The sequence below is a fragment of the Methylomonas sp. HYX-M1 genome (assembly GCF_040741385.1).
Classification (GTDB): domain Bacteria; phylum Pseudomonadota; class Gammaproteobacteria; order Methylococcales; family Methylomonadaceae; genus Methylomonas; species Methylomonas rhizoryzae.
This window is the reverse complement of record NZ_CP160405.1, coordinates 4,470,260-4,492,318: the sequence shown is the minus strand read 5'-3', so window position 1 is coordinate 4,492,318 and position 22,059 is coordinate 4,470,260. Positions and strand designations below refer to the sequence as shown.

The 22,059-nt window shown below is 49.5% G+C and carries 21 protein-coding genes; 19 read left to right on the top strand and 2 right to left on the bottom strand.

Annotation, left to right across the window (positions count from 1 at the left end; all coding sequences use genetic code 11):
• The first annotated feature begins 5 nt into the window (after positions 1-5).
• From AB0A83_RS20210 to AB0A83_RS20135, 16 genes are all read left to right on the top strand, one after another.
• Complete coding sequence (locus tag AB0A83_RS20210) at positions 6-1,235, top strand: glycosyltransferase family 4 protein (protein WP_367155050.1); 1,230 nt, start codon at positions 6-8, stop codon at positions 1,233-1,235.
• Entirely contained in the window at positions 1,235-2,467 is a 1,233-nt protein-coding gene (locus tag AB0A83_RS20205) for a glycosyltransferase (RefSeq protein ID WP_150051631.1), read from the top strand. The genes AB0A83_RS20210 and AB0A83_RS20205 overlap by 1 nt, the downstream gene beginning before the upstream one ends.
• Positions 2,464-4,443: a hypothetical protein gene (locus AB0A83_RS20200; protein ID WP_150051629.1), complete on the top strand. Its 1,980-nt coding sequence runs from the start codon at positions 2,464-2,466 to the stop codon at positions 4,441-4,443. Before AB0A83_RS20205 ends, AB0A83_RS20200 begins: the two co-directional genes overlap by 4 nt.
• Positions 4,440-5,792, top strand: coding sequence for a glycosyltransferase family 2 protein (locus AB0A83_RS20195; RefSeq protein WP_367155049.1), 1,353 nt, complete (start codon positions 4,440-4,442; stop codon positions 5,790-5,792). The genes AB0A83_RS20200 and AB0A83_RS20195 overlap by 4 nt, the downstream gene beginning before the upstream one ends.
• 72 nt (positions 5,793-5,864) lie before the next feature.
• Positions 5,865-6,905 carry a glycosyltransferase family 4 protein gene (locus AB0A83_RS20190; protein ID WP_367155048.1) on the top strand — a complete coding sequence of 347 codons (1,041 nt, stop codon included), beginning with the start codon at positions 5,865-5,867 and terminating at the stop codon, positions 6,903-6,905.
• Positions 6,902-8,032, top strand: coding sequence for a UDP-galactopyranose mutase (locus tag AB0A83_RS20185; RefSeq protein ID WP_150051624.1), 1,131 nt, complete (start codon positions 6,902-6,904; stop codon positions 8,030-8,032). Before AB0A83_RS20190 ends, AB0A83_RS20185 begins: the two co-directional genes overlap by 4 nt.
• Positions 8,033-8,073: 41 nt before the next feature.
• Positions 8,074-8,940 (top strand): glycosyltransferase family 2 protein, encoded by an 867-nt coding sequence (locus AB0A83_RS20180; protein ID WP_367155046.1) that lies wholly within the window; start codon positions 8,074-8,076, stop codon positions 8,938-8,940.
• A gap of 52 nt (positions 8,941-8,992) precedes the next feature.
• A complete protein-coding gene (locus tag AB0A83_RS20175; protein WP_190303204.1) occupies positions 8,993-10,060 on the top strand; it encodes a UDP-N-acetylglucosamine 2-epimerase in 1,068 nt (355 codons plus the stop codon).
• Positions 10,061-10,154: 94 nt separating this feature from the next.
• On the top strand, positions 10,155-10,997 hold the full coding sequence (gene nadC, locus AB0A83_RS20170) for a carboxylating nicotinate-nucleotide diphosphorylase (protein WP_150051618.1): 843 nt from the start codon (positions 10,155-10,157) through the stop codon (positions 10,995-10,997).
• A 57-nt stretch (positions 10,998-11,054) separates the two neighbouring features.
• The gene (locus tag AB0A83_RS20165; RefSeq protein WP_150051616.1) at positions 11,055-11,996 is read left to right on the top strand and encodes a cation diffusion facilitator family transporter; all 942 of its coding nucleotides are present in this window, start codon (positions 11,055-11,057) and stop codon (positions 11,994-11,996) included.
• Positions 11,997-12,143: 147 nt separating this feature from the next.
• On the top strand, positions 12,144-12,992 hold the full coding sequence (gene motA / locus AB0A83_RS20160; protein ID WP_367155045.1) for a flagellar motor stator protein MotA: 849 nt from the start codon (positions 12,144-12,146) through the stop codon (positions 12,990-12,992).
• Between the two features lie 3 nt (positions 12,993-12,995).
• On the top strand, positions 12,996-13,934 hold the full coding sequence (gene motB / locus AB0A83_RS20155; protein ID WP_150051606.1) for a flagellar motor protein MotB: 939 nt from the start codon (positions 12,996-12,998) through the stop codon (positions 13,932-13,934).
• Positions 13,897-14,691, top strand: a complete 795-nt coding sequence (locus AB0A83_RS20150) for a hypothetical protein (RefSeq protein ID WP_367155044.1) — start codon at positions 13,897-13,899, stop codon at positions 14,689-14,691. Before motB ends, AB0A83_RS20150 begins: the two co-directional genes overlap by 38 nt.
• 165 nt (positions 14,692-14,856) lie before the next feature.
• Positions 14,857-15,444, top strand: a complete 588-nt coding sequence (locus AB0A83_RS20145; protein WP_150051602.1) for a DUF4124 domain-containing protein — start codon at positions 14,857-14,859, stop codon at positions 15,442-15,444.
• Positions 15,441-16,277: an SDR family oxidoreductase gene (locus tag AB0A83_RS20140; RefSeq protein WP_150051600.1), complete on the top strand. Its 837-nt coding sequence runs from the start codon at positions 15,441-15,443 to the stop codon at positions 16,275-16,277. Before AB0A83_RS20145 ends, AB0A83_RS20140 begins: the two co-directional genes overlap by 4 nt.
• Positions 16,278-16,432: 155 nt before the next feature.
• Positions 16,433-16,819 carry a hypothetical protein gene (locus tag AB0A83_RS20135; protein WP_150051598.1) on the top strand — a complete coding sequence of 129 codons (387 nt, stop codon included), beginning with the start codon at positions 16,433-16,435 and terminating at the stop codon, positions 16,817-16,819.
• Between the two features lie 118 nt (positions 16,820-16,937).
• Here AB0A83_RS20135 and AB0A83_RS20130 read toward each other — a convergent pair whose 3' ends face one another.
• Positions 16,938-17,789 carry a sulfurtransferase gene (locus AB0A83_RS20130; protein ID WP_367155042.1) on the bottom strand — a complete coding sequence of 284 codons (852 nt, stop codon included), beginning with the start codon at positions 17,787-17,789 and terminating at the stop codon, positions 16,938-16,940.
• Positions 17,790-18,767, bottom strand: coding sequence for an NAD(P)H-quinone oxidoreductase (locus AB0A83_RS20125; protein ID WP_367155040.1), 978 nt, complete (start codon positions 18,765-18,767; stop codon positions 17,790-17,792).
• Between the two features lie 113 nt (positions 18,768-18,880).
• Here AB0A83_RS20125 and argC point away from each other — a divergent pair, with 113 nt between their 5' ends.
• The 3 genes from argC to dapC all read left to right on the top strand — a co-directional run bounded on the left by argC (position 18,881) and on the right by dapC (position 21,996).
• Positions 18,881-19,909 carry an N-acetyl-gamma-glutamyl-phosphate reductase gene (gene argC, locus AB0A83_RS20120; protein ID WP_367155039.1) on the top strand — a complete coding sequence of 343 codons (1,029 nt, stop codon included), beginning with the start codon at positions 18,881-18,883 and terminating at the stop codon, positions 19,907-19,909.
• 95 nt (positions 19,910-20,004) lie between these two features.
• Positions 20,005-20,790, top strand: a complete 786-nt coding sequence (locus AB0A83_RS20115; protein ID WP_150051590.1) for a M48 family metallopeptidase — start codon at positions 20,005-20,007, stop codon at positions 20,788-20,790.
• 6 nt (positions 20,791-20,796) lie between these two features.
• A complete protein-coding gene (dapC, locus tag AB0A83_RS20110) occupies positions 20,797-21,996 on the top strand; it encodes a succinyldiaminopimelate transaminase (RefSeq protein ID WP_150051588.1) in 1,200 nt (399 codons plus the stop codon).
• The last annotated feature ends 63 nt before the right edge of the window (positions 21,997-22,059 follow it).

Below are 22,059 nucleotides of genomic sequence, written 5' to 3'. Positions count from 1 at the left end.
TTATAATGCGAATTGCGTTTATTACCTCCGAATATCCAACCGAGAAAACTCCGCATGGCGGTTTGGCAGCTTATTTAAAGAAAACGTCGTATTTTTTGGCATCTAAAGGTCATGAAGCTTATATAATCTTGTTGTCAAATAGAAATTATTATTGGAAAGATAATGAGGTACATATCTACGAAATAGATGCGACAATTAAGTTTTCAAACTGGATTAACGATGTTCCTTTATTAAGAATACTATGCCAATTTCTTGTAGGGATATTGGTCGATAGACGGCTTTTTTTGGGGTTTTCAGTAATAGACAAAAGTACTCCATTCGATATTGTTCAAATTCCAATCTTGCCTTATGGAGAGGTGTTAGGGCTATATATTTTAAGAAAGTTTAATAGAGCTCCTGTCGTTTGTCGCTTGTCTTGTTTTCCACCGGCGTATTTCGCTCATTTAAAGCAGAGGAAAATTATAGATTGCTTAAATCATATGTTCACGATTTACAAGTTAAATAAATCCGCCGCAGTTTTTTCGCCATGTAAAAGTACTTCTGAATTGACATATAGAAAGACGAAGGTAGAGATAGAGACTATCTATACAGTAGTCGAGCCGGGTAACATTGTTCTTGATTATACAGTTTATGATAAGAGTGGAGTCGAGCTTGAGTACATTTTGTATTTCAATCAGTTTGACCCTATAAAAGGTATAGATGTAATAGCTGATGCAGTTGGCAGTATCCTAGATCGGTACAATCATATTAGTTTTGTATTTATAGGCCAGGACAATGGCGTAGGCTTGGATCAAATAGGGCATACAACGTGGCAAAGTTATATTAAAAGCAAATGTGATATTTCGGTTTTAGAACGCTTATTTTTTTTTTCGCCGCTTAATAGAATTCAATTATTTCCCTTTATTATGAATGCTAAAGCGGTATTGATTCCATCAAAGTTAGATAATTATCCAAATGCCTGCCTTGAGGCGCTATTTCTGGAGACGCCAGTCATTGGCACGTATGAATCAAGTCTGGAGGAAATGATCATAGATGGAAGAACTGGATTTTTGGCTGAAAATTCTGATCCAGAATCATTGAAAAAAGCTATTCATAAGTTGCTGTCACTTTCGCCGGAAGAATTGAAATTAATGAAAAATTACATTCGGCAGAACATGAAAAAGGTTGTTGCTGAAGATAGGATTGGTAGGCTGTTGGAATTTTATCAATCGGTAGTAGATAAGCATAACCACTAATGAAAAAATTATTGGTCGCCGTTATAAGCAAATCAGATGCTTCCGGTGGAGGTGCAGGCCGAAGCGCGGAGACACTAACGAGGTTATTAATTCAAAACGGTCATGTTGCTCATCACTGGCTAGGTTATCCGAGTAAACGTTGGTTGCCTAGTATGCGTAAGCTTCACGGTGAGTTTTTCGGTCAAATGTTTTATAGATCTTGCCTATATCTGTCTCGAAGGATCGGTTTGCCTGATTTTATTACTCCTGAAATTTTTTTTCATATCTATCGCAAAGAAGTTGACTACGATATATATCATTTTAACGATATTACTATCACTTTTTCACCGATAGCTTTAAGGTGGTTGGCTAAACATACTAGGGTCGTATGGACATTTAGGGATTGCTCGCCATTTACCGGCGGCTGTATATATCCTCTAGAATGTACGGCTTATATGAATGATTGTGGTAATTGTCCGCAATTGGGTCAATGGCCTTTATTGACTTCAATTGATAGAACGGGTTTTGTACGGAGATTCAAGCGGACTACCGCAAGGCAAAATCTGTTTATCCCAGTTGTGCCATCCAATTGGATGGCGGAGCAAGCCATGTCGTCTGGGTTTTTCGAAGAAAAGCCCGCTGTAATCTATAATTCAGTAAATATTAATTTATTTAGGCCTTTGGATAAGGTTACTATTAGACAAATTTTACAGCTTCCAGTAGACCAGTTTATTGTGCTAATCGGATCAATGGAGTTGAACAATAAATTTAAAGGACTTAACTATGCGTTGGAGGCATTAAGACATATTGATCCGCCTCCTTATATTCTTGCCATTGGCAGTCCGCCAAAAAATATTAGTGATGAGTTTAAAGGTTTAAATATACATTTTACCGGCTATATTCAGGACGATATTTTGCTCGCACAATATTACTCAGCAGCCGATATATTCTTGTTTCCTACGCTAGCAGACAACTGTCCGAATTCGGTGCTTGAAACGATGGCGACTGCCACTCCTACCATTGCTTTTTCGGTCGGTGGATTACCGGAGCTAATTGATCATAATTCAACTGGTTTGCTTGTTAGGCCTAAGAACGTTTCTGAATTAGTAGCTGCGTTACGATTCGCGATAGACAATGTAGAAAAGCGAATATCGTGGGGTAAGGCGGCTAGATTGAAAGTAGAAAATAGTTTTAATGAAAATATACTTATAACGAAGTATTTAAAATTATATCATTCTTTGGTGGATGAATGAGCGAGGTATATTCATTTGACGTGTTTGATACTGCGTTAATTCGTTCGACCGCTTATCCTATTGATCTATTCTATGATTTAGCTCGTACCTTGATCAGTCAATTTGTTTTCGACACCTGCAAGCACGACATAAATCATATCGCACTTTTAAGAATCAAAGCGGAAAAGGTGGCAAGGCGTACTTTACGATATTATAGGGAAGATATAAGGCTATCCGACATATATTATCATTTCAGCGATTTGTTGCCTTTCAAAATTGATATTCAAACTGCCATGAATATCGAGTTGGAGTTGGAAATGCAAGCTGCTAGGCCAAATCCCTATGTTGCTCGCATTATTGCTGATGCTAGACGGAGAGGGGTCAGTATATTGTTTATTTCCGATATGTATCTACCTACTTCTTTTATTAGGGCTTGCCTGATTAAAAGCGGTTTAGCCGAACAGAACGATTCTGTTTATGTTTCGGGAGATATCGGGTTGTCCAAGCATCATGGTTCCCTATACAAATATGTTTTAGATAAAGAGGGAGTTTTACCCTCAGATATAAGTCATTTCGGGGATAACCTCTATTCGGATATTAAAGTGCCGTCTCGATTTGGAATTGTCGCCACTTATGTCGGTAGCGCTAAACTAACTGAATACGAACGTTTTTTAGTCAAAACTGATTTGAGCCCGAATTTATCGAAAATCGTCGGGCTGCAACGTATAATCAGACTCAAGCATGGAAGCAACCCCGGACCATTCACAGAAAGCGTACCTGTCGTAACCGGATTAATTGCTCCTGTGTTAACGGCTTTTACAGCGTGGGTGCTTCGTAGCGCTCGATCTCATGGAATTGAGCGGCTTTATTTTGTTTCTAGGGATGGAGAAATTCTTTATAAAATTGCAAAAGAATTGAGCGTTGTTCAAGATGGGCCGGAAATCAAGTATTTATATGGTTCACGACAAGCATGGTTCCTTCCTTCGATACTGGGTGACGCCCTGGAGAACATTGACTGGGCCTTTTCACGAAACGGTTCCACTGCGATATACGACATATTGGCGAGATTCAATTTTTCGCGGGATGAAGTAGATGAGCTTTTATGCGGCACTGAGTTTGGGGCATACGATTATCAAAGCGCGCTTTCGGTAGAGCGCCTGGAGCAATTTAGATTATTCGTTTTACATAACCAAGAAATTCGAGTCCTTATCATGGACAAGGCGAAATCGGCGTTAGTAAACGTTCAGAAATACTTTCAACAAGAAAATCTAAACCAGGACGGGAATTGGGCTATCGTAGATGTTGGATGGCGGCTTAATTGTCAAACAGCGCTGAATCGCATTTTTTCTTCGTTGGGTTGGTCTTGCCGTGCAAAAGGATACTATTTGGGTTTAGCCGAGTCCGTGGTAGAGTCGGCGGCGGAGGGAAGTTGCCATTCCTATTTTCGAGGTTCCGAAGATATTATTGTTAAACGTGGCTTAATAATTGAGCACATATTTACCGCGTCGACACATTCTTCGGTTGCCGGTTACAAGGTGTCAAAAGGGTGGACTAGTCCTGTTTTTGTGTCGGAAAGTCAAGATATTCAACTTTCCGCATACGCTGAATTTCTTCACTCGCTTTGCCTTGAGTTTGCCAAGGAAAGTGCTCTTCTTGGAGTTTGGCGCAATCCCGACATATCGATGGATAGAACGATACGGTCAGCCGTAATTCGATTTTTAAAGTACCCTTCGGCGGAAGCGGTAAAATCGATTAACTGGGTTCCGCTTGTGTTAGATCAGTCGCATAAGATGAGTTGCTATTTGAAAATAGGGGTGCCCATCAGTCTTACAAATCTATTAAATCTAATACGATATGAAATGGGATTTAAGGGGAATATGCAATTAGGGTGCTATTGGGTTGAGGGGGCAATTGCATTGTCGCCACCTTGGATTCGGGTGATTATGAGGTCATTATTATTTGGACAGCGCTTGGCTAATAAATTACTACTTAGATGAGCAATATCACGCCGTTTATAGCGCCTAGAATACTGGCCGTCATGGTCAATTGGAATGGAAAAGAATTTTTGCCTGCAAGCGTGTCTTCAGTTTTGAATGAGCTCGCTCCTATTAATGGTCAGCTTTTGCTGGTGGATAACGCTTCAAGCGATGGAAGCGTTGAGTATATCAAAGCGAATTTTCCATCAGTTGAAATTTTGCAGCATGCCGAAAATCTAGGCGGGGCAGGCGGCTTTTCAGCAGGAATGCGTGTCGCCCTGACTAGGCCGGAAATCGAATATGTTTGGTTGCTGGATAACGATGTTATTGTCGAAAAAGGTGCGCTAGGTCCTTTAATCGACTGCTTGGACGCGCATGTTTCGGCTGGAGCAGTCGGCTCGCAAATTTGTTTGTACCATGATCGGAATACCGTTCAGGAAATCGGAGGAGAGATTTCGCCGTGGCTTGGCGCGTTAAGGCAAAATTTTTCTTGTCAACCGCGCGTGCCGGCTGAAACTAATCCCTATCAAGTAGGTTATTTGGCTGCATGTTCAGTGTTGATTCGCCGGTCATGCCTGGCGCAAGTGGGCACTTTTGCAGATTTGTTTGTGTTTTACGACGACGTAGAATGGGGGTTGAGGGCGAAAAAGGCGGGTTGGACTTTGTGGGCCGTACCTGCTTCGGTTATCCGACATAACTATAGTGAAACTAAGCCGATTGTTCCCTGGCGAGAATATTATCGAAAACGTAACCGATTGGCGATGTTGGCTGTATACCCACCTAAACACGGCAAACAATTAGCGAGTTTGGTTTATATTGTTTATATCAATTACTTAATATATTTACACTGTTGGCTTAAGTTTACGCCACTTGATCAAGTTTATATTTTAGCAAGGAATGATGCGCTCAAAGGATGTTTAGGTAAGCGAAGTTCTGCAATTTTTGAGTCTTATTCTATCGATTCTATTAAGTTTGACGCGCTGGGTGATAAAGTATTAATTGATGTCGGAGATGGGGCTGGAGAATTGCTGAAAATTGTAGATTTAATAAGTAAATTTAATTCGAATTTGCAGTTTTTTATGCCTAAAAAATACGCACATTATTTGCGGCTTTTTTCTCGGTCAAACGTTCGTGTTGCAATTGATGATGTGTATTCGAGCATTATTATAGGTAAGTCGTATAGTTTTCTTTCACTATTTTATGCTAAAACAATTTATCGGGTGGCAGGTAGTAAGCTGGAGAAAATTTCTGTTATAGATTGTATGCAAGAGCAGGTAATAAGATTGGCTGCGTTGACTGCGTCTTGTATCGTTTCTCCGTGGCACTGGTTTGTGCTGCAATTTAAGTATTATGGTAAAAAGTGCTTATGAAAATCGCTTCATCATGGCTATGATATTTTCTTGTAAAAAATGAATGTCTTGTTTCTGTGCAAGCGCAGATATATGGGTAAAGATGTGTTGGATGATCGCTATGGTCGATTATTTAATTTACCTTTAGAGTTGTCATTGTTTACTAATAGTATGACGGCGGTTTGCATGGATTACCATATTAATCGGAAACTTAAGGTTGTTGAGATAGATTCGAGATCAAGGTTTTACGGTTTTTTTATTGGTTCTATTATCGATTTTATTAAAGTATTCAATAGCGTAATATTTGCTCGTCATGATATTGTTATCGGCAGTTCCGACTGTTTGCTGGCTACATTTGCAATGCTGACTGCTTGGGTTTATAGGCGACCCTATTATCTCGATTTATACGATAATTATGAAAGTTTTGGCTTAGCTAAATTACCCGGAGTTTTGTGGCTGTATCGTCGCGCGGTTAAAGGAGCTAAAGGCATTTGCTGCGTTAGCGATGCACTCGCTGACTATATCCGTCAACGCTACCAACATCCCAACGTAATAACGCTAGAAAGCACGATTTCAGGTGGCGACTTCATCCCGCTGAACAAGCAGGCATGTCGAGAAAAACTGAAGCTACCGGTTCAAGGAACGTTAATCGGAATTGCCGGCGCCTTGGATTCGTCTCGTGGGATTGACCTGCTTTACCGCAGTTTCTTGCAACTTGCCGAAAGCGATTTGCTGCTGCATTTGGTCTTGGCGGGTCCTACCGATAATGCCTGTCCTATACCTGCGCATCCTAGGATTCATTATTTAGGAATGCTAGCGCATCAAGATATTCCGGTGTTTTATAACGCGCTCGATTTGGCGGTGATCTGTATGCGAGACAGCGATTTCGGGCGTTACGCCTTTCCGCAGAAGACATACGAAATCTTGGCTTGCAAAACGCCGGTATTGGCAGCGCGGGTTGGCGCGCTGGCACAATTGTTTCAGAACTACCCACGCTGTCTTTATCAGCCGGATAGCGTCGAAGACCTGTCAACCAAGATCCTCGATCTGTTGGCCCATCCCGAATCCGTCGATTTGCCCATCCCTACCTGGGCCGAGCAGGCGGAAAAATTGGCGGCTTGGTTGCAAACATGAAGCGCGTCCTGGTGGTCGGGGCCGGGTTCGCGGGGGCAACGGTGGCTCGTGAACTGGCCGATAGCGGTCGCTACGCCGTTGATGTCATCGATAGCCGCAATCATGTTGCCGGTAACGCGTTCGACCCGATTGACGAGAACCTCAAGTTGCGGGTGCACCGCTACGGTCCGCATATTTTTCATACCAACGACCAAGGCATCTTCGATTACCTTTCCCGCTTTACCGAATGGCTGCCCTATCGGCACAAAGTGGAAGCGTGGGTGGAAAGCATCGGCTACGTGCCGCTGCCGATCAATCGTTTAACCTTAAACCGTTTGTTTGCGTTGTCGCTGCAACACGAAGCAGAGGTAAAGGCGTTTTTGGCCACGCAATGTGTGCGTCACCTGCGGCCCGCCAATGCTCGGGAAGTGGCCGAAAATTTGTTCGGCCCGTATCTGACCGATCTGTTTTTCGGGCGTTACACCTATAAAATGTGGGGATTGAGGCTGGAGGAATTGCCGGTTTCCGTCTTGCAAAGGCTACCGGTACGTTACGACGACAACTGCGATTATTTCAACGACCGTTTCCAGGCCATGCCGAAAAACGGTTATCTCAGTCTGATCGATAACATGCTGGACCATGCGGCAATCGAAGTCAGGTTGAATTGCCGGTTCGAAAAAGCGATGGAAGCCGATTACCTGCATGTATTCAATTCCATGCCCATAGACGTGTATTTCGAGCAATGTTTCGGTGCGTTGCCTTATCGTTCGATCAAATTCGAACACCGTGTAGTGGACGAGCTGACGCAACCCGTGCCTACCGTCAATTTCACTGATCAAGGGGTTTATACTAGGCAAACCGAATGGCGGCTGTATCCGGGTTGCGATTTGGGGGCGAACAAAAGCCTATTGACCCGGGAAATTCCGTGCGGCTACGAAGACAATCGCTACGAACGCTATTATCCGGTGAAGACGGTAGACGGTTGGCCGCAGCGCCTATATGCGCAATATCAAGAGTTGGCCAAATCGCTAGCCAATATGACCTTTATCGGCCGCTGCGGTCAGTATATTTACTATGATATGCATCAGGTCGTGGCAAACAGTTTGAAGATTGCCAGCGACTTTCTCAAATCCGAACCGGCAGCGTAACGCCGCCGGGGTCATTGATTCTTTACCGGTCGAAATACTCCGTGACACAGCCATCTAAACTCAGCATCATACTGCCGGCAAAAAACGAAGCGGATAATATCGGCCAAGTACTGCAAATCCTGTCGCTGTATTTTCCGGACGCCGAATTATTGGTGGTCGACGACGGTTCCAGCGATGAGACTGCAACGATTGCAACGCAATATGCGGCACGGGTGATTCGACATCCTTATAGTCAGGGCAACGGGGCATCGGTAAAAACCGGTGCGAGAAATGCTTCGGGCGACATTTTGGTGTTCATGGATGCCGACGGCCAACACGATCCGGCCGACGTGCCGGCCTTGCTGGCTAAGTTAGGGCAAGGCTACGACATGGCTATCGGCGCCAGGCATGTAAGCTCGCATGCTTCCTGGGCGCGGCGGGTTGGTAATTCGTTTTACAACAAATTGGCCTCGCTGATGACCGGGCATAGAATCGAGGATTTGACCTCGGGGTTTCGCGCCGTAAGGGCGCATAAATTCCGTAAATTTCTGTATTTGCTGCCGAACGGATTTTCTTATCCCACCACCAGCACGATGGCGTTTTTCCGCTCCGGGTTTCCGGTCGCCTACGTGCCGATTCATGCCGGCAAGCGTCAGGGCAAAAGCCACTTGCGGGTTTTGAAAGACGGCACTCGTTTTTTTATCATTATCTTAAAAATCGGTGCGCTGTTTTCGCCGATGCGCTTGTTTTTGCCGATTAGCGGATTGACGTTTATTACCGGAATTTTGTATTACACCTATACGTATATTACATTGAGCCGATTCACTAATATGGGAGCGGTATTAATATTGGCTTCTTTGATTATATTTTTGATCGGTATCGTCTCGGAGCAAATATCATCGTTGCATTATAAAAACACAGACGATTAAATTAATTAGTATGATATACGTTATACTAGGTACTCGCGCCCAGCTGATAAAAATGGCGCCCTTAATCAAGCAAATGCAAAGCAAAAACTATGCTTTTACCCTGGTGCATACCGGGCAGCATAAAGAAAGTTTAGCCGAAATTTTGCAAGATTTTAATTTAGACGTTGCTTGGCATTATCTGTATAGCAGTAAGGAAGAAGTCAAATCCATTGCGCATGCCGTGCGTTGGTTGATTGGATTGTTCTCGCAGATAATCTTAAAACCTGCGCAACTTTTGCCTGATTATCAAGACTATGCGGCGGGCCAAAATATCGTTTTGGTACACGGCGATACGTTTTCTACGGTAATTGGCGCCTTGTTGGCGAAGCGGCTCGGTATCAAAGTAGGTCATATCGAATCCGGCTTGCGTTCTTTCAATCTACTAGAACCGTTTCCGGAAGAAATTAATCGGTTAGTTACTTTCACGTTGACGGATATCGCTTTTTGTCCCGGTCAGTGGGCCTTGGATAATTTGAGTCGATATTCATGTATAAAGGTCAATACCGAAAATAATACCTTGTGGGATGCCTTAAACTATGCATTGGCGCTTCCGGGCGACGATAGCTGTCCTATTCCGGAACAAACGTTTGGAATAATATCGATACATCGCTTCGAAAATCTGTTTAATCCGAATAGGCTAAAGAAAATAATTCAACAAATCACCGAAATATCGCGTTCGTATTATTTGATATTCGTTCTGCATCCCAGTACCGAGAAGCGTTTACAAAAAATGCAGTTGTTGGAAGCGCTGAAAACTAACCCGAACATTAGTGTGCGCAAGCGTACCGGCTACGTGAATTTTGTGCACTTGCTGGCTGCCAGCACCTTTGTGATTACCGATGGCGGCAGCAATCAAGAAGAGTTGTCGTATTTGAACGTGCCTACCTTTTTAATGCGGCGCTCAACCGAGCGCCAAGAGGGGCTGGATAACAATGTCGTACTCGGCAAATTGTCCGATAGCTGTTTGCTGGAATTTGTCGGTCATTTAGAAAAAACAGGCGCTAGCGAGTTATCCACGCGTGCGCCGGCCATTTCTCCCTGTGAAATTATTTGTCGGCATATCGAATTCGCCGCTGGTTAGCGGGCATTTTGACACCTACCGACTGGACGACTCTGCCTTGCCGGCTGTTGCCCTGGTTTATAATGCCATTGTTTATCGATTCGGAGTTAACGTCTTGCAACCCACGGCGGAGGATATTTCGGCATTTTTGGCCGAGGACATAGGTAGCGGCGATTTGACCGCCAACATTATTCCCATCTCGGTAACCGCGTCGGGCAGTGTGATAACCCGCGAAGCCATGGTGGTGTGCGGCACTGCGTGGTTCGAGCAGGTTTTCAAACAGTTGGACGCCAAGGTTAACGTAGAGTGGCTGGTAGCGGAAGGTCACTCGGTCGAAGCAGGGACGGTGTTGTGCCGCTTGTCCGGCCCGGCTCGCGCCTTGTTGAGCGGCGAACGCACGGCGTTGAATTTGCTGCAAACTTTGTCGGCTACCGCGACGGTCGCGCGCGGCTATGCGGATGCGGTCGCGGGTACCGGTTGTAAGGTGCTCGATACCCGTAAAACCCTGCCCGGCTTGAGGCGGGCGCAAAAATATGCAGTGGTTTGCGGCGGTTGCTATAACCATAGGATCGGTTTGTTCGACGCCGTGCTGATCAAAGAAAACCATATTGCCGCAGCAGGTTCCATTGCTGCAGCGGTTAAGGCCGCGCGCAATAGCACTTGCGCATTAATCGAAGTGGAAGTCGAATCGTTGGCCGAGTTGCGGCAAGCTTTGGACGCGCAACCGGATCGGATAATGCTGGACAATTTTTCCTTACCCGAATTGCGGCAGGCGGTAGCTCTTAACGAGGGACGGATAGAGTTGGAAGCTTCCGGCAATATTGACTTGGACAACATTCGGGCCGTGGCCGAAACCGGTGTCGATTATATATCTATCGGTGCGTTGACTAAAAACTTGCGAGCCATAGACCTGTCCATGCGTTTGTCGCTGGAGTCGGTTAAGCCGGCGAACGGTTGATTTACCCCCCCCACACGGGTCCGGCGACTATTGTCGCCCCCTATAGGTCGTGCGTTTATGAATCAGGCTGCTTCTTCCTTAACCCGATACGGTTGGCTGTCGATCGCCGCCGCATTGACGACGATAGGGTTGAAAAGTTACGCGTACTGGTTGACCGGATCGGTCGGCTTATTGTCCGACGCGTTGGAGTCGCTGATTAACTTGGTCGCGGCGGTTATCGTGTTGATCGTGCTGAGCGTGGCGAGCCGTCCGCCGGATGCCAGGCACGCTTACGGACACGAGAAAATCGAATATTTCTCCAGCGGCGCGGAAGGGGTGATGATAGTGCTGGCGGCGTTGGGCATCATTTTTGCCGCTTGGGAGCGCTTACTGCATCCTATGCCGTTGCGTCAGTTGGATGTCGGCATTGCCATTGCGGTGTTCGCCTCGTTGATCAATCTGATCGTCGCCCGTGTTTTGATCGGCGTCGGCCGTGCCAGATATTCCATTACTTTGGAGGCGGATGGCAAGCATTTGATGACCGACGTGTGGACGACTTTAGGGATATTGATCGGCATAGGCGCCATCGCGGTGGCCAATCGTTTCGACGCCGATCTTGCGTTGGCTTCCCGCTTGGGCTTGGCCGGCTGGGAAATTTTGGATCCGGTCATTGCCATTGCGGTGGCTTTGCATATTGTTTGGGCCGGATTGCAGTTGATCTCGCGCACCATCGCAGGACTGATGGATGCGGCCTTGCCGGTCGAAGAAGTTGTGGAAATCGAAGCTATTTTAACCGGCTTCGCCTGTTCCGATCATGTCGCTTTCCATGCGTTGCGCACCCGCTTTGCCGGTTCTCGCCGTTTCATGTCCGTGCACGTGCTGGTGCCCGGCCAATGGACGGTGCAGCAAGGCCACGATTTGCTCGAACGCATCGAACGACAAATCGCGGACCGTTTCGAGGGTATCGATATAGACACGCATTTGGAACCTATCGAAGATATGGTTTCCTGGCGGCACTGATGGGCCGCTGCGGTCGCGCGGAGCGCAAGCCGAAAGCCTTGCTACTATTTTTGCAATGGGTTCTTTCCGGACGGAAAATTGCGGTCCAACGAATGCCGGCGGCACGCGCGGTCGGTTTGTTCAGCTCGGTAATAGGCAAGGGCGGTTATGTTACTGATTCTCGGCTATTTAGGTATTTTCGCTTGTGTGTTTGGCGGCTTTATGATGGCCGGCGGCGAAATAGGTGTGCTGATTCAGCCGATCGAAGTGTTGATTATCGTCGGTTCCGCCTTCAGCGCGTTTATTGCCAGTAATTCGCTTAATACCATTAAGGCCGCTTTAGCCGGAGGGATTGGCACGCTAAGACCCTCCCGCTACAACAAAGAATATTATTTGGATTTATTGTTGAGCTTTAACGCCTTGAGTCAGAAAGCCCGTAAGGAAGGCTTGCTTTCGTTGGAACGAGTGGCGGACGATCCGGAAGGCTGCATGATTTTCGGCGAACGGATTGTGTCGGATCGACATTTGATGGAGTTTATCTGCGATAAGTTGCGGCTGATACTGACCGGCGTGGATGCGGCGCTGTTGGAAGATTTGATCGACGCCGAAATCGAAGCTCACCACGACAATTGTCATGTGCCTATCCGCGCCGTCCAGCGCGTGGGCGACGGCATGCCGGCTTTCGGTATTGTCGCCGCGGTGATGGGCGTGGTGCATACCATGGAGTCGGTGGGGATTCCGCCGGCCGAATTAGGCAAGTTGATTGCCGCCGCGCTGGTAGGCACTTTTTTGGGCATTTTGGTGTCCTACGGCTTCGTCAGCCCTGTCGCCGCACTGATGGAAGAGCGTTTGGAAGACGAGTCGAATGCTTATCGCTGTGCCCAAAAAGGCCTGTTGAATTGCGCCAAAGGCACTTCGCCGCCGATGACTGTGGAGTTTATGCGTACCGCAATACCTTATCAGGTACGACCCGGCTTTTTCGAATTGGAGGATTATTTGAAATCCAGCAAGGGTTAAGGCATGGCTGAAAACCTCATCATCGTTAAAAAGATTAGGCGCAAAGCTCGTCACGCTTACCACGGCGGTGCCTGGAAAATCGCTTATGCGGATTTCGTTACGGCGATGATGGCATTTTTTTTGTTGATGTGGTTGATGGGTTCCACGGATCAAGCTACCCGCGAAGGTATTTCGGAATATTTCCAGCATCCTTTCGCGGTTTCGTTGCGCAGCAGTGAAGGGAGTGGGGATAGAATCGCGATCATCCCCGGCGGCGGCAGCGATTTAAGTTCGCAGCAAAAAGGTCAGGTTCATCTTGGCGACGTGCCGCCCTCGCCGGTCAAGACACCGACACCGCAAGACATTGAAATTCTGGCCGAACAACAGGAGCAAATCCGCCTGGAAAAACTGCAGCAGGATATACAAGCCGTATTGGACGGCAATCCGCAGTTGACGGAGTATCGCGAGCAAATCAAACTGGAAACCACCCCGGAAGGTCTGAAAATTCAAATCATTGATGCGCAAAACCGGCCGATGTTCAAATTGGCCAGCTCGGAAATCGAGGAACACGCCAAAATGATCTTAAAAGAATTGGCCTCGGAGATTAATAAACTGCCGAATAAGGTCACCATCAACGGTCATACCGACGCCTTGCCTTTTCCCGGTACCCGGCGTAGTTATTCGAATTGGGAGCTTTCCAGCGAGAGGGCCAACGTGGCGCGCCAGCAACTGACGGAAGGCGGTTTGGGCGAAGACAAGATTTTACGGGTAGTGGGTTTGGCCTCCAGTATCCCTTACAATCGTGACAACCCTAACGATCCGATGAACCGGAGAATATCGATTATCGTGATGAACAGAAAGTCCGAGCAATATGTCTTGCACGACGGCGAGCGGGCCGGTCAGCAGCCCTCCCAAGGCACTACTTATGACGGCAGCAGCCCGCCCCCGCCGCCCGGCCGGTAAGCTGATTCCGGCGATTTATTGCCAACTCGGTGCCATGCTGTTGGTCGCGGCAATGCGGCCGTTGTTGCCGGTTAGCGTGTGGCATGCAGAGGCGTTAGTCTGGCTGCAAGGCGCTAGTGCGGCACTTTTGTCTTATTTGCTGCGGCAGCCGATGTGGTGGTGCTGGATACATCTGTTATTCCCGCCTGCGCTTTGGTGGGCGCATAGCAACGGCATTTCCGGGCAGTACGGTATGGTTGGCTTTATCGTATCCGCGTTGGTGTTTTGGCGAACCGCCGGGGGCGATGCGCCTTTATACTTGTCTTCCGATTCGGTCGCAGACGGTTTGGCGCGGCTCGCCGAAACGGAGCGGGCAAAAAATCTGGTCGAATTGGGTGCCGGTATCGGCAGCGTGGTGGTGCCGCTGGCGCGACGGTTGCCGGATCTGCAAATAACCGCCGTCGAACAGGCGCCCTTACCCTGGCTGGTATTGCGCTGGCGCTGTCGGCGTTTACCGAACGTAACGGTTTGTTTTCGTAATTTTTGGGAATGTTCGTTAGCCGGGAGCGACATGGTGTTCGCTTATTTAACGCCTGCGGTGATGCCGCGCTTGGGACTTAAATGCGCCGCGGAAATGGAAGGCAAGAGTTTACTGGTCTCGTCGGCGTTTGTGCTGCCCGATGCTGTTCCAGAGATGGTGGAGAAGCTTGACGACAATCCGGCAAACGCACTATTTTGCTACCGGGTTTCGACTCTGCTGGCGGATAGAGCGGTCTAGCGTTTAGGCGTTAAAACGGTTGCGATGAATGGGCTCATGCCCTTGCTTCCATTGCTTGTCGAGATGGCATTGGGCGTGTCTCGGGGCAAGCGACGGTCAATTTGCGCGTCTTGCCGTCAGCCGTTTATGCTCTGGTTCCAAGTTACTTTTGCAAGGTAGATAAACATGAAAGTTCTGATTACTGTTCTCGCATTGGCGGTTGCCGGCCAAAGTTCGGCCGGCGTTTATAAGTGTACGGATGCAGAGGGACACATAGATTATCGCTCTTCTCCTTGCACCAAAGAAGACAAAGCGGTGCAGATCAATACCAAAACCGGCAGCCGGGTGGATTTGAATGCCGTTGAATCCCAGCACCAGCGCGAAGTGCGAGCGGAACAACAGCAGCATCAAGAGGAAATGCGAGCCGAAAAGGCCCAATTGGATGCAATCATCCAAAGAGAACAATTGGCCAAGCAGGAAAGCGAGCTGACTCAGGCATTGATCAAACAAAAACCGTTACAGTTTTCCGCTTTTGCGATTCCGCCTTATCAGCCGGGTAAATTGCCGGCGCTAGTCAAGTCATTCGAACAGCGGTTACCGGATATCGAGAAATATCGGCGGCTGGCGGCCGAAAAAGCTTTGACGAGCGGGAATTGTCAGCGGGTCGAAACGGATGATTTGCACGGCAAGAGCAGTCTAGAAAACTTGGTGTTTTCAATCAGTTGCAGCTCCGGTGCCGTATTCATGTTCAACGAATCCGAGTTAAAACAATGAATGCTCCCAATCGAACGGTTTTCATCACCGGTTGTTCTTCCGGAATTGGCTACGCCACGGCAGTGTTACTGAAAAGCCGGGGATTTCGGGTGATTTGTTCCGCGCGCAAGCCGGAAGACGTGGAGAGGCTGATGGCGGAAGGTTTTGAATGTTTGCCGTTGGATTTGGCCGATTCGGCCAGTGTGCATCGCGCGGTAGCGGAATTGGCCGAGATTACCGGTGGAAAAATCGATGGCTTATTCAATAATGCGGCGTTCGGGCAGCCGGGGGCGGTGGAGGATTTAAGCCGTGAAGCGTTGCGCAATCAATTCGAGACCAATTTTTTCGGCACTCACGAATTAACCAATTTAATTCTACCCTTGATGCGCAAGCAAGGAATGGGACGAATCGTCTATAACAGTTCGGTATTGGGTTTTGTCGCGATGAAATTTCGCGGGGCCTATAACGCCAGTAAATTCGCATTGGAAGGATTGGCGGATACCCTGCGTTTGGAGTTGCGGGGAACCGGGATACACGTTGTATTAGTGGAGCCGGGCCCAATAGAAAGCCGGTTTCGCGCCAATGCGTTTTCGATGTATAAGCAATATATCGACGTCAACCAAAGTCCTCATCGCCAAACGTATCTGGCTATGGAAGCCAGATTGCAGAAGATCGGCCCGGCGGCCCCATTTACCTTGCCGGCGAATGCCGTGGCCGAAAAAGTTTTTCAGGCTATGACCGCCAAACGGCCTAAAGCCCGTTATCGGGTGACGGTGCCTACCCATTTGTTCGCCTGGCTGAAACGATTGTTGCCGACCGGATGGCTGGACAAAATCCTGGTTAGCGTAGAGTAACGAAAAGTTCATTAAAAATTCTGCAAATTGTCATGACTTGGTAACAAGCATGCTATGAAACCTCAATTTCTATGCTATTATCCCCAGCCGCATATGGTGGTTTAATTCAAGGCGACGCTGTGTGTGTTTATAAAAATAACTGCGAGGTTCAATACATGAAAATTTTTAAAAGTGCCGTTGTTGCATTCTCTTTGGCTGTTGCTATGGGTAGCTTCTCGACATCTGCGGTTGCTGAGTCCGATCCAGGCAGGATTTCTGTTAAACCGATCGATGTCATAAAAGGTGTTAACGATCGAATCACTGAAGCGGAAACTGCCATCGATAACGGCGCTGAAGATGCCGAAGTTGCTGCCCTGATCAGAAAAGCATCCAACTTCAGCGAAGAGTTGAACGCGAACGATAAAGTAGCGAGAGAAAACTCCAAAGTCAGACAACATTTGAAAGCAGCGATTACCGCAGCGAAATCGGCCAACCTGACCGAATCCAAAGAACATCTGAAAGCCGCAAAAGAAAAAAATGCGACTTTAAAATCGTTGCTGTAATTACGGTTGATTGAAGGGGCTTACATAGCCCCTTTTTTCTGTGTATCCCGTTCCCGCATTTCTTTCCATCCAAAGGCTGGTTTAGCCTCATCCCCTTAAAGCTTAGCAGTTGCCGACATCATGCGTTTTCGCGCGCAACACCGCGATTTTTGTCGGTTATCCATTCGCTCCACGATCCGGCATACAGCTTGGAGCCCGGCAAGCCGGCGACTTCCATGGCCAATACGTTGTGGCAGGCCGTTACTCCGGAACCGCACATGTGTGCGGTTTGCGTTGCAGCATACGAGCCGATCAAGGCCTGGAATTCCCGTTTCAAGCGTGCCGCCGGTAAAAATAAACCTTCTGGAGTCAAATTTGCTTGAAACGGGCGGTTTAGGGCTTTAGGCACGTGACCGGCCACCGGGTCTATGGGTTCTTTGCGGCCTAGATAGCGTTCCGGAGTACGGGCGTCGATCAGTGTTAACGTTCTCGCAGCCAAGCCGTTTTCCACCTGCCTAGCGCTTAGCCAAGCTTCGGAATTCAAATAGCAGCGAAATTGACTTGCGACGACTTTCGGCAGAATAGTCGTCAGCGGAAGTTGTTGTTTTTGCCATTGTTGAATGCCGCCGTCCAGTACCGCAACGGTTTCGTGACCCATGCTACGCAGCAACCACCAGAGGCGGCCGGCAAAAGCGCCGCCGGCATCGTCGTACACCACGACTTGGCTGCGGTTGCCAACCCCCCAAGCGCCTAATTGCTTGGTAAGCGCGGCAAAATCCGGCAGCGGGTGACGACCGCTATAACTGTTAACGGGTTTGGAAAGCTGCCGATTCAAATCCGCGTAGCGGGCATTGGGAATATGACCTTGCCGGTAAGCTCTGGCACCGGCCTCTGGGTCGGCCAGCGAAAAACGGCAGTCGAATACCAGCCAATCCGGCTTGTTTATCCGGCGGGCTAACTCGGATGCGGAAATCAAGGTGGTGTATGTCATTTATAACTCCAGAACGATTTTGCCAAAATGTCGGCCGTCGGCTAAATAAGCATGAGCTTGTTCGGCTGCGGCTAACGGAAACGTACGATCTATGACTGGCTTGATCGAGCCGCTTGCCAATAACGGCCAGACGCGTTCGCTTAGCTCTGCCGCAATCCGGCTTTTAAACGCTTGGTCTCGGCTACGCAAGGTTGATCCAGTGATAGTCAGACGCTTGCTCATGACTTGCCAGAGTTGAATTTCGCTCCGGGCGCCGTTTTGAATCGCAATTTGCACCAAACGGCCTTCGGCTGCCAAGCATTTTAAATTGCGGGGAAAATAGTCGCCGCCTATCATGTCCAATACCAAATCCACGCCCCGGCCGGCCGTCAGTTGCAGGATTTGCGCGACGAAATCGTCACGGCGGTAATCGATGGCGGCGGCTGCGCCCAACGCTAAACAGCGTTGGCATTTATCCGGACTGCCGGCCGTGACGTAACAGCTGTTGCCGAACGCGCGGGCCAATTGAATGGCGGTGGTGCCGATACCGCTGGCGCCGCCGTGTACCAGCACGCTTTCTCCCGGCAGCAAGCGTCCGCGTTGAAACAGATTGCTCCACACGGTGAAAAAGGTTTCCGGTAAGGCTGCGGCTTCTATCATGCTGAGCCCGGCCGGAACCGGCAGACAGCTGCCGGCGGGGGCCAAACAAAACTCGGCGTACCCGCCTCCTGTGAGCAATGCGCAAACCGCATCGCCGACCTTATAGCCTTGGACGCCGGGGCCGGTTTCGACTATGGTGCCGGCCACCTCTAATCCAAGTAGCTCAGATGCACCGGGCGGCGGCGGATAGACACCCTGCCGCTGCATTAAATCCGGCCGATTGACGCCGGCAGCCGCGACCTGAATCAGTACTTCACCGTCGCCTGGCAGCGGGCGCGGAAAGTCTCGCAATAGCAAAGCATTGCCGCTTTCGGTTGAGACAATATCAATCGCGCGCATTGCTAACCGCCTTTCACCGCCAAATCGCATTATTATATGCCGCTTTATCGAGCAAATTCGTCTCGCAAGCCGTTGGTTTATGCGAGCAAGTGTTTTTATTGGCGGGAATTTAAATGATACGTGCGGGAATTGTGGGCGGCACCGGCTATACAGGGGTCGAATTACTGAGGTTATTGCTGTTGCATACCGAGGTGGAAGTTGTAGCGGTCACCTCGCGCGCCGACGCCGGACAACGCGTCGACAGCGTATATCCCAGCTTGCGAGGTTTGTGCGGCCTGTCGTTTACACTCCCCGAGATCGAGCGTTTGGCCGAGTGCGACGTCGTCTTTTTCGCCACCCCGAACGGCACGGCGATGACGATGGCCGCGCAGCTTTTGCAACGCGACGTCAAAGTCATCGATTTGTCCGCCGATTTTCGGATTAAAGACGTGGCGGAATGGGAAAAATGGTACGGCATGAGCCACTCTAGTCCGGATTTGATTGCCGAAGCCGTGTACGGCTTGCCGGAACTCAAGCGGGACGCCATTCGAAATGCACGCTTGATTGCCTGCCCCGGTTGTTATCCTACTGCGGTGCAGTTGGGCTTCCTGCCGATGCTGGAAGCGGGATTGATAGATGCGGCAAATTTGATCGCCGACGCCAAATCCGGGGTCAGCGGGGCCGGGCGCAAAGCCGAGCTGTCGTCGCTGATGAGCGAAGCCGGCGAGAGTTTTAAAGCCTACGGCGTGCCGGGGCACAGGCATTTGCCGGAAATCAAGCAGGGCTTGCGGCAAGTGGCGGGACAATCGGTAGGTTTAACCTTCGTTCCGCATTTGACGCCGATGATACGCGGCATCCATGCCACATTGTATGCGCGCTTGGAACAAGGCGTCGACCTGCAGGCCTTGTTCGAAAACCGTTACCAAGCCGAGCCTTTCGTCGACGTGTTGCCGGCCGGCAGTCATGCGGACACCCGTAACGTGCGAGGCAGCAACCGCTGCCAGCTTGCCGTGCACCAGCCGCAGGACGGCAATACCGTCGTGGTATTGTCGGTGATAGACAATTTGGTGAAAGGCGCGTCCGGTCAGGCTGTGCAGAACATGAATTTGATGTTCGGCTTACCTGAAATTCTGGGTTTGGAAACGGTCGCTTTATATCCCTAACCGCTGGCCTCGCGTGGTTTCAGGTTGTGGTCTGAATTACAGGTAGGCGAATAATGTACGGTAAAATGGCGTTTTGTTTTTTAAGGAGGGTGGCCATGCCGAAAAAACTTTTCGGATTATGCGCAGTAGCGCTGGTCGCGGCCGCGTGCGTTACCAGCCCGACCGGACGTAGTCAATTCATCTATATGCCGGACAGTCAGGTCGACCAAATGGGCTTGCAGGCCTTCGACACGATGAAAAGCAAAAATCCGGTCAGTAACAACGCCGGCTTTAACCGATTCGCGCAATGCGTGGCGTATGCGATTACTTCCGTGACCGGCGGGCAATGGGAAGTGGTGGTGTTTCAAGACGATAGTTTGAACGCGTTTGCGTTGCCGGGTAATAAAATCGGCGTGCATTCGGGCCTGATCCAATTGGTGGACAATCAAGACCAGTTGGCTGCGGTTATCGGCCACGAAGTGGGTCACGTATTGTCCCGGCACAGTAACGAGCGCTTGTCGCAAGAAACCGCGGTCAGCACCGGCTTGTCGATGGTGCAAGCCATGGCCAATCCGCAAAGCCAGATGGGGCAGATGGCCATGGGGGCATTGGGGCTGGGCGCTCAATACGGACTGATATTGCCGTTCAGCCGGGTGCAGGAAAGCGAGGCCGATACCATAGGCCTGAATTTAATGGCCAAAGCCGGATTCGATCCGCGCCAAAGCATTAACCTTTGGTTGAAGATGGATAGAGCTTCGCAAGGCGGGCAGCCGGTGGAGTTCATGTCGACCCACCCTTCGCATGCCAGCCGTATCGACAATTTAAACCAGCAGATCCCGCAAGCCGTGCAATTGCAACAACAGGCCATGCGTGCCGGCAAACAGCCGCGCTGTAGTAAGTAAACCGAGATGAATCCGAATTTAAACCAACTGCATCCTTATCCGTTCGAAAAACTGGCGGCGCTCAAGCAAGGCATTACGCCGCCGGCCGACAAAGCGCATATCGCCATGTCGATCGGCGAGCCCAAGCATCCGACGCCGCATTTCATTCAAGAGGCTTTGCTGCAACATCTGCATGGCCTGGCGCACTATCCGACCACCAAAGGCTTGCCGGAATTGCGTGCCGCCATTGCGGCGTGGACCTGCCGGCGGTTCGCGCTGCCGGATGCGAGCGTGGATCCGGAAACCCAGGTGCTGCCGGTCAACGGCACCCGGGAAGCGCTGTTTTCGTTGGTGCAGGCGGTGGTCGATCCGGCCGACAAGCCGGTGGTGCTGATGCCGAATCCGTTCTATCAGATCTACGAAGGTGCGGCGTTGTTGGCCGGTGCCGAGCCGTATTATCTGAATACGACGGCGGAAAACGGCTATTTGCCGGATTTCGACAGTGTGCCGGCTGACATTTGGCGGCGCTGCCAATTGGCGTTCATCTGTTCGCCCGGCAACCCGACCGGGGCGGTGATGTCACAAGCCGATCATCTGAAATTATTGGCATTGGCGGAAACATACGATTTTGTGGTGGCTTCGGACGAATGTTATACCGAACTGTACGACGACGAGACTAATCCGCCGCAGGGCTTGCTGCAAAGTGCTTACGCCGCCGGCAGTACCGCTTTCAAACGCTGCGTGATTTTCCAAAGCCTGTCCAAGCGCTCCAATGCACCGGGCTTGCGCTCCGGCTTTGTGGCCGGCGATGCCGCGGTGTTGAATCAGTATTTCAAATACCGCACCTACCACGGCTGCCCGATGCCGGTGCCGACCCAGCACGCCAGCATCGCCGCCTGGAACGACGAAGAACATGTTAGGCGTAACCGCGAGATGTACCGCGACAAATTCACCGCCTTCATCGATATTCTCAAAGACGTATGCGAGATCAGCCGGCCGCCGGCCGGTTTTTATATCTGGCTGAAGACGTCTATCAGTGATACCGAATTTGCCCGGCAATTATTCGCCGAACAAAACATTACCGTGTTGCCGGGCAGTTATTTGTCTCGCGACAGCAACGGCATCAACCCCGGCGCCAACCACGTGCGCATTGCCTTGGTTGCGCCGTTGACAGAATGCGTGGAAGCCGCGCAGCGCATCAAAACCTTTATCGAAAATTTGAGGTAGGTCGGATTAACGTGGCCTAATCCGACAATCAAAGCCATCCTGTCGGGTTGCGGCTTACGCCTA

Excerpts from the sequence above, each read along its gene's own strand:
- AB0A83_RS20210 (WP_367155050.1), top strand. The coding sequence starts at position 6 with ATGCGAATTGCGTTTATTACCTCCGAATATCCAACCGAGAAAACTCCG.
- AB0A83_RS20205 (WP_150051631.1), top strand. The coding sequence starts at position 1,235 with ATGAAAAAATTATTGGTCGCCGTTATAAGCAAATCAGATGCTTCCGGT.
- AB0A83_RS20200 (WP_150051629.1), top strand. The coding sequence starts at position 2,464 with ATGAGCGAGGTATATTCATTTGACGTGTTTGATACTGCGTTAATTCGT.
- AB0A83_RS20195 (WP_367155049.1), top strand. The coding sequence starts at position 4,440 with ATGAGCAATATCACGCCGTTTATAGCGCCTAGAATACTGGCCGTCATG.
- AB0A83_RS20190 (WP_367155048.1), top strand. The coding sequence starts at position 5,865 with ATGGGTAAAGATGTGTTGGATGATCGCTATGGTCGATTATTTAATTTA.
- AB0A83_RS20185 (WP_150051624.1), top strand. The coding sequence starts at position 6,902 with ATGAAGCGCGTCCTGGTGGTCGGGGCCGGGTTCGCGGGGGCAACGGTG.
- AB0A83_RS20175 (WP_190303204.1), top strand. The coding sequence starts at position 8,993 with ATGGCGCCCTTAATCAAGCAAATGCAAAGCAAAAACTATGCTTTTACC.
- AB0A83_RS20165 (WP_150051616.1), top strand. The coding sequence starts at position 11,055 with ATGAATCAGGCTGCTTCTTCCTTAACCCGATACGGTTGGCTGTCGATC.
- motA (WP_367155045.1), top strand. The coding sequence starts at position 12,144 with ATGTTACTGATTCTCGGCTATTTAGGTATTTTCGCTTGTGTGTTTGGC.
- motB (WP_150051606.1), top strand. The coding sequence starts at position 12,996 with ATGGCTGAAAACCTCATCATCGTTAAAAAGATTAGGCGCAAAGCTCGT.
- AB0A83_RS20150 (WP_367155044.1), top strand. The coding sequence starts at position 13,897 with ATGACGGCAGCAGCCCGCCCCCGCCGCCCGGCCGGTAAGCTGATTCCG.
- AB0A83_RS20145 (WP_150051602.1), top strand. The coding sequence starts at position 14,857 with ATGAAAGTTCTGATTACTGTTCTCGCATTGGCGGTTGCCGGCCAAAGT.
- AB0A83_RS20140 (WP_150051600.1), top strand. The coding sequence starts at position 15,441 with ATGAATGCTCCCAATCGAACGGTTTTCATCACCGGTTGTTCTTCCGGA.
- AB0A83_RS20135 (WP_150051598.1), top strand. The coding sequence starts at position 16,433 with ATGAAAATTTTTAAAAGTGCCGTTGTTGCATTCTCTTTGGCTGTTGCT.
- AB0A83_RS20130 (WP_367155042.1), bottom strand. The coding sequence starts at position 17,789 with ATGACATACACCACCTTGATTTCCGCATCCGAGTTAGCCCGCCGGATA.
- AB0A83_RS20125 (WP_367155040.1), bottom strand. The coding sequence starts at position 18,767 with ATGCGCGCGATTGATATTGTCTCAACCGAAAGCGGCAATGCTTTGCTA.
- argC (WP_367155039.1), top strand. The coding sequence starts at position 18,881 with ATGATACGTGCGGGAATTGTGGGCGGCACCGGCTATACAGGGGTCGAA.
- AB0A83_RS20115 (WP_150051590.1), top strand. The coding sequence starts at position 20,005 with ATGCCGAAAAAACTTTTCGGATTATGCGCAGTAGCGCTGGTCGCGGCC.
- dapC (WP_150051588.1), top strand. The coding sequence starts at position 20,797 with ATGAATCCGAATTTAAACCAACTGCATCCTTATCCGTTCGAAAAACTG.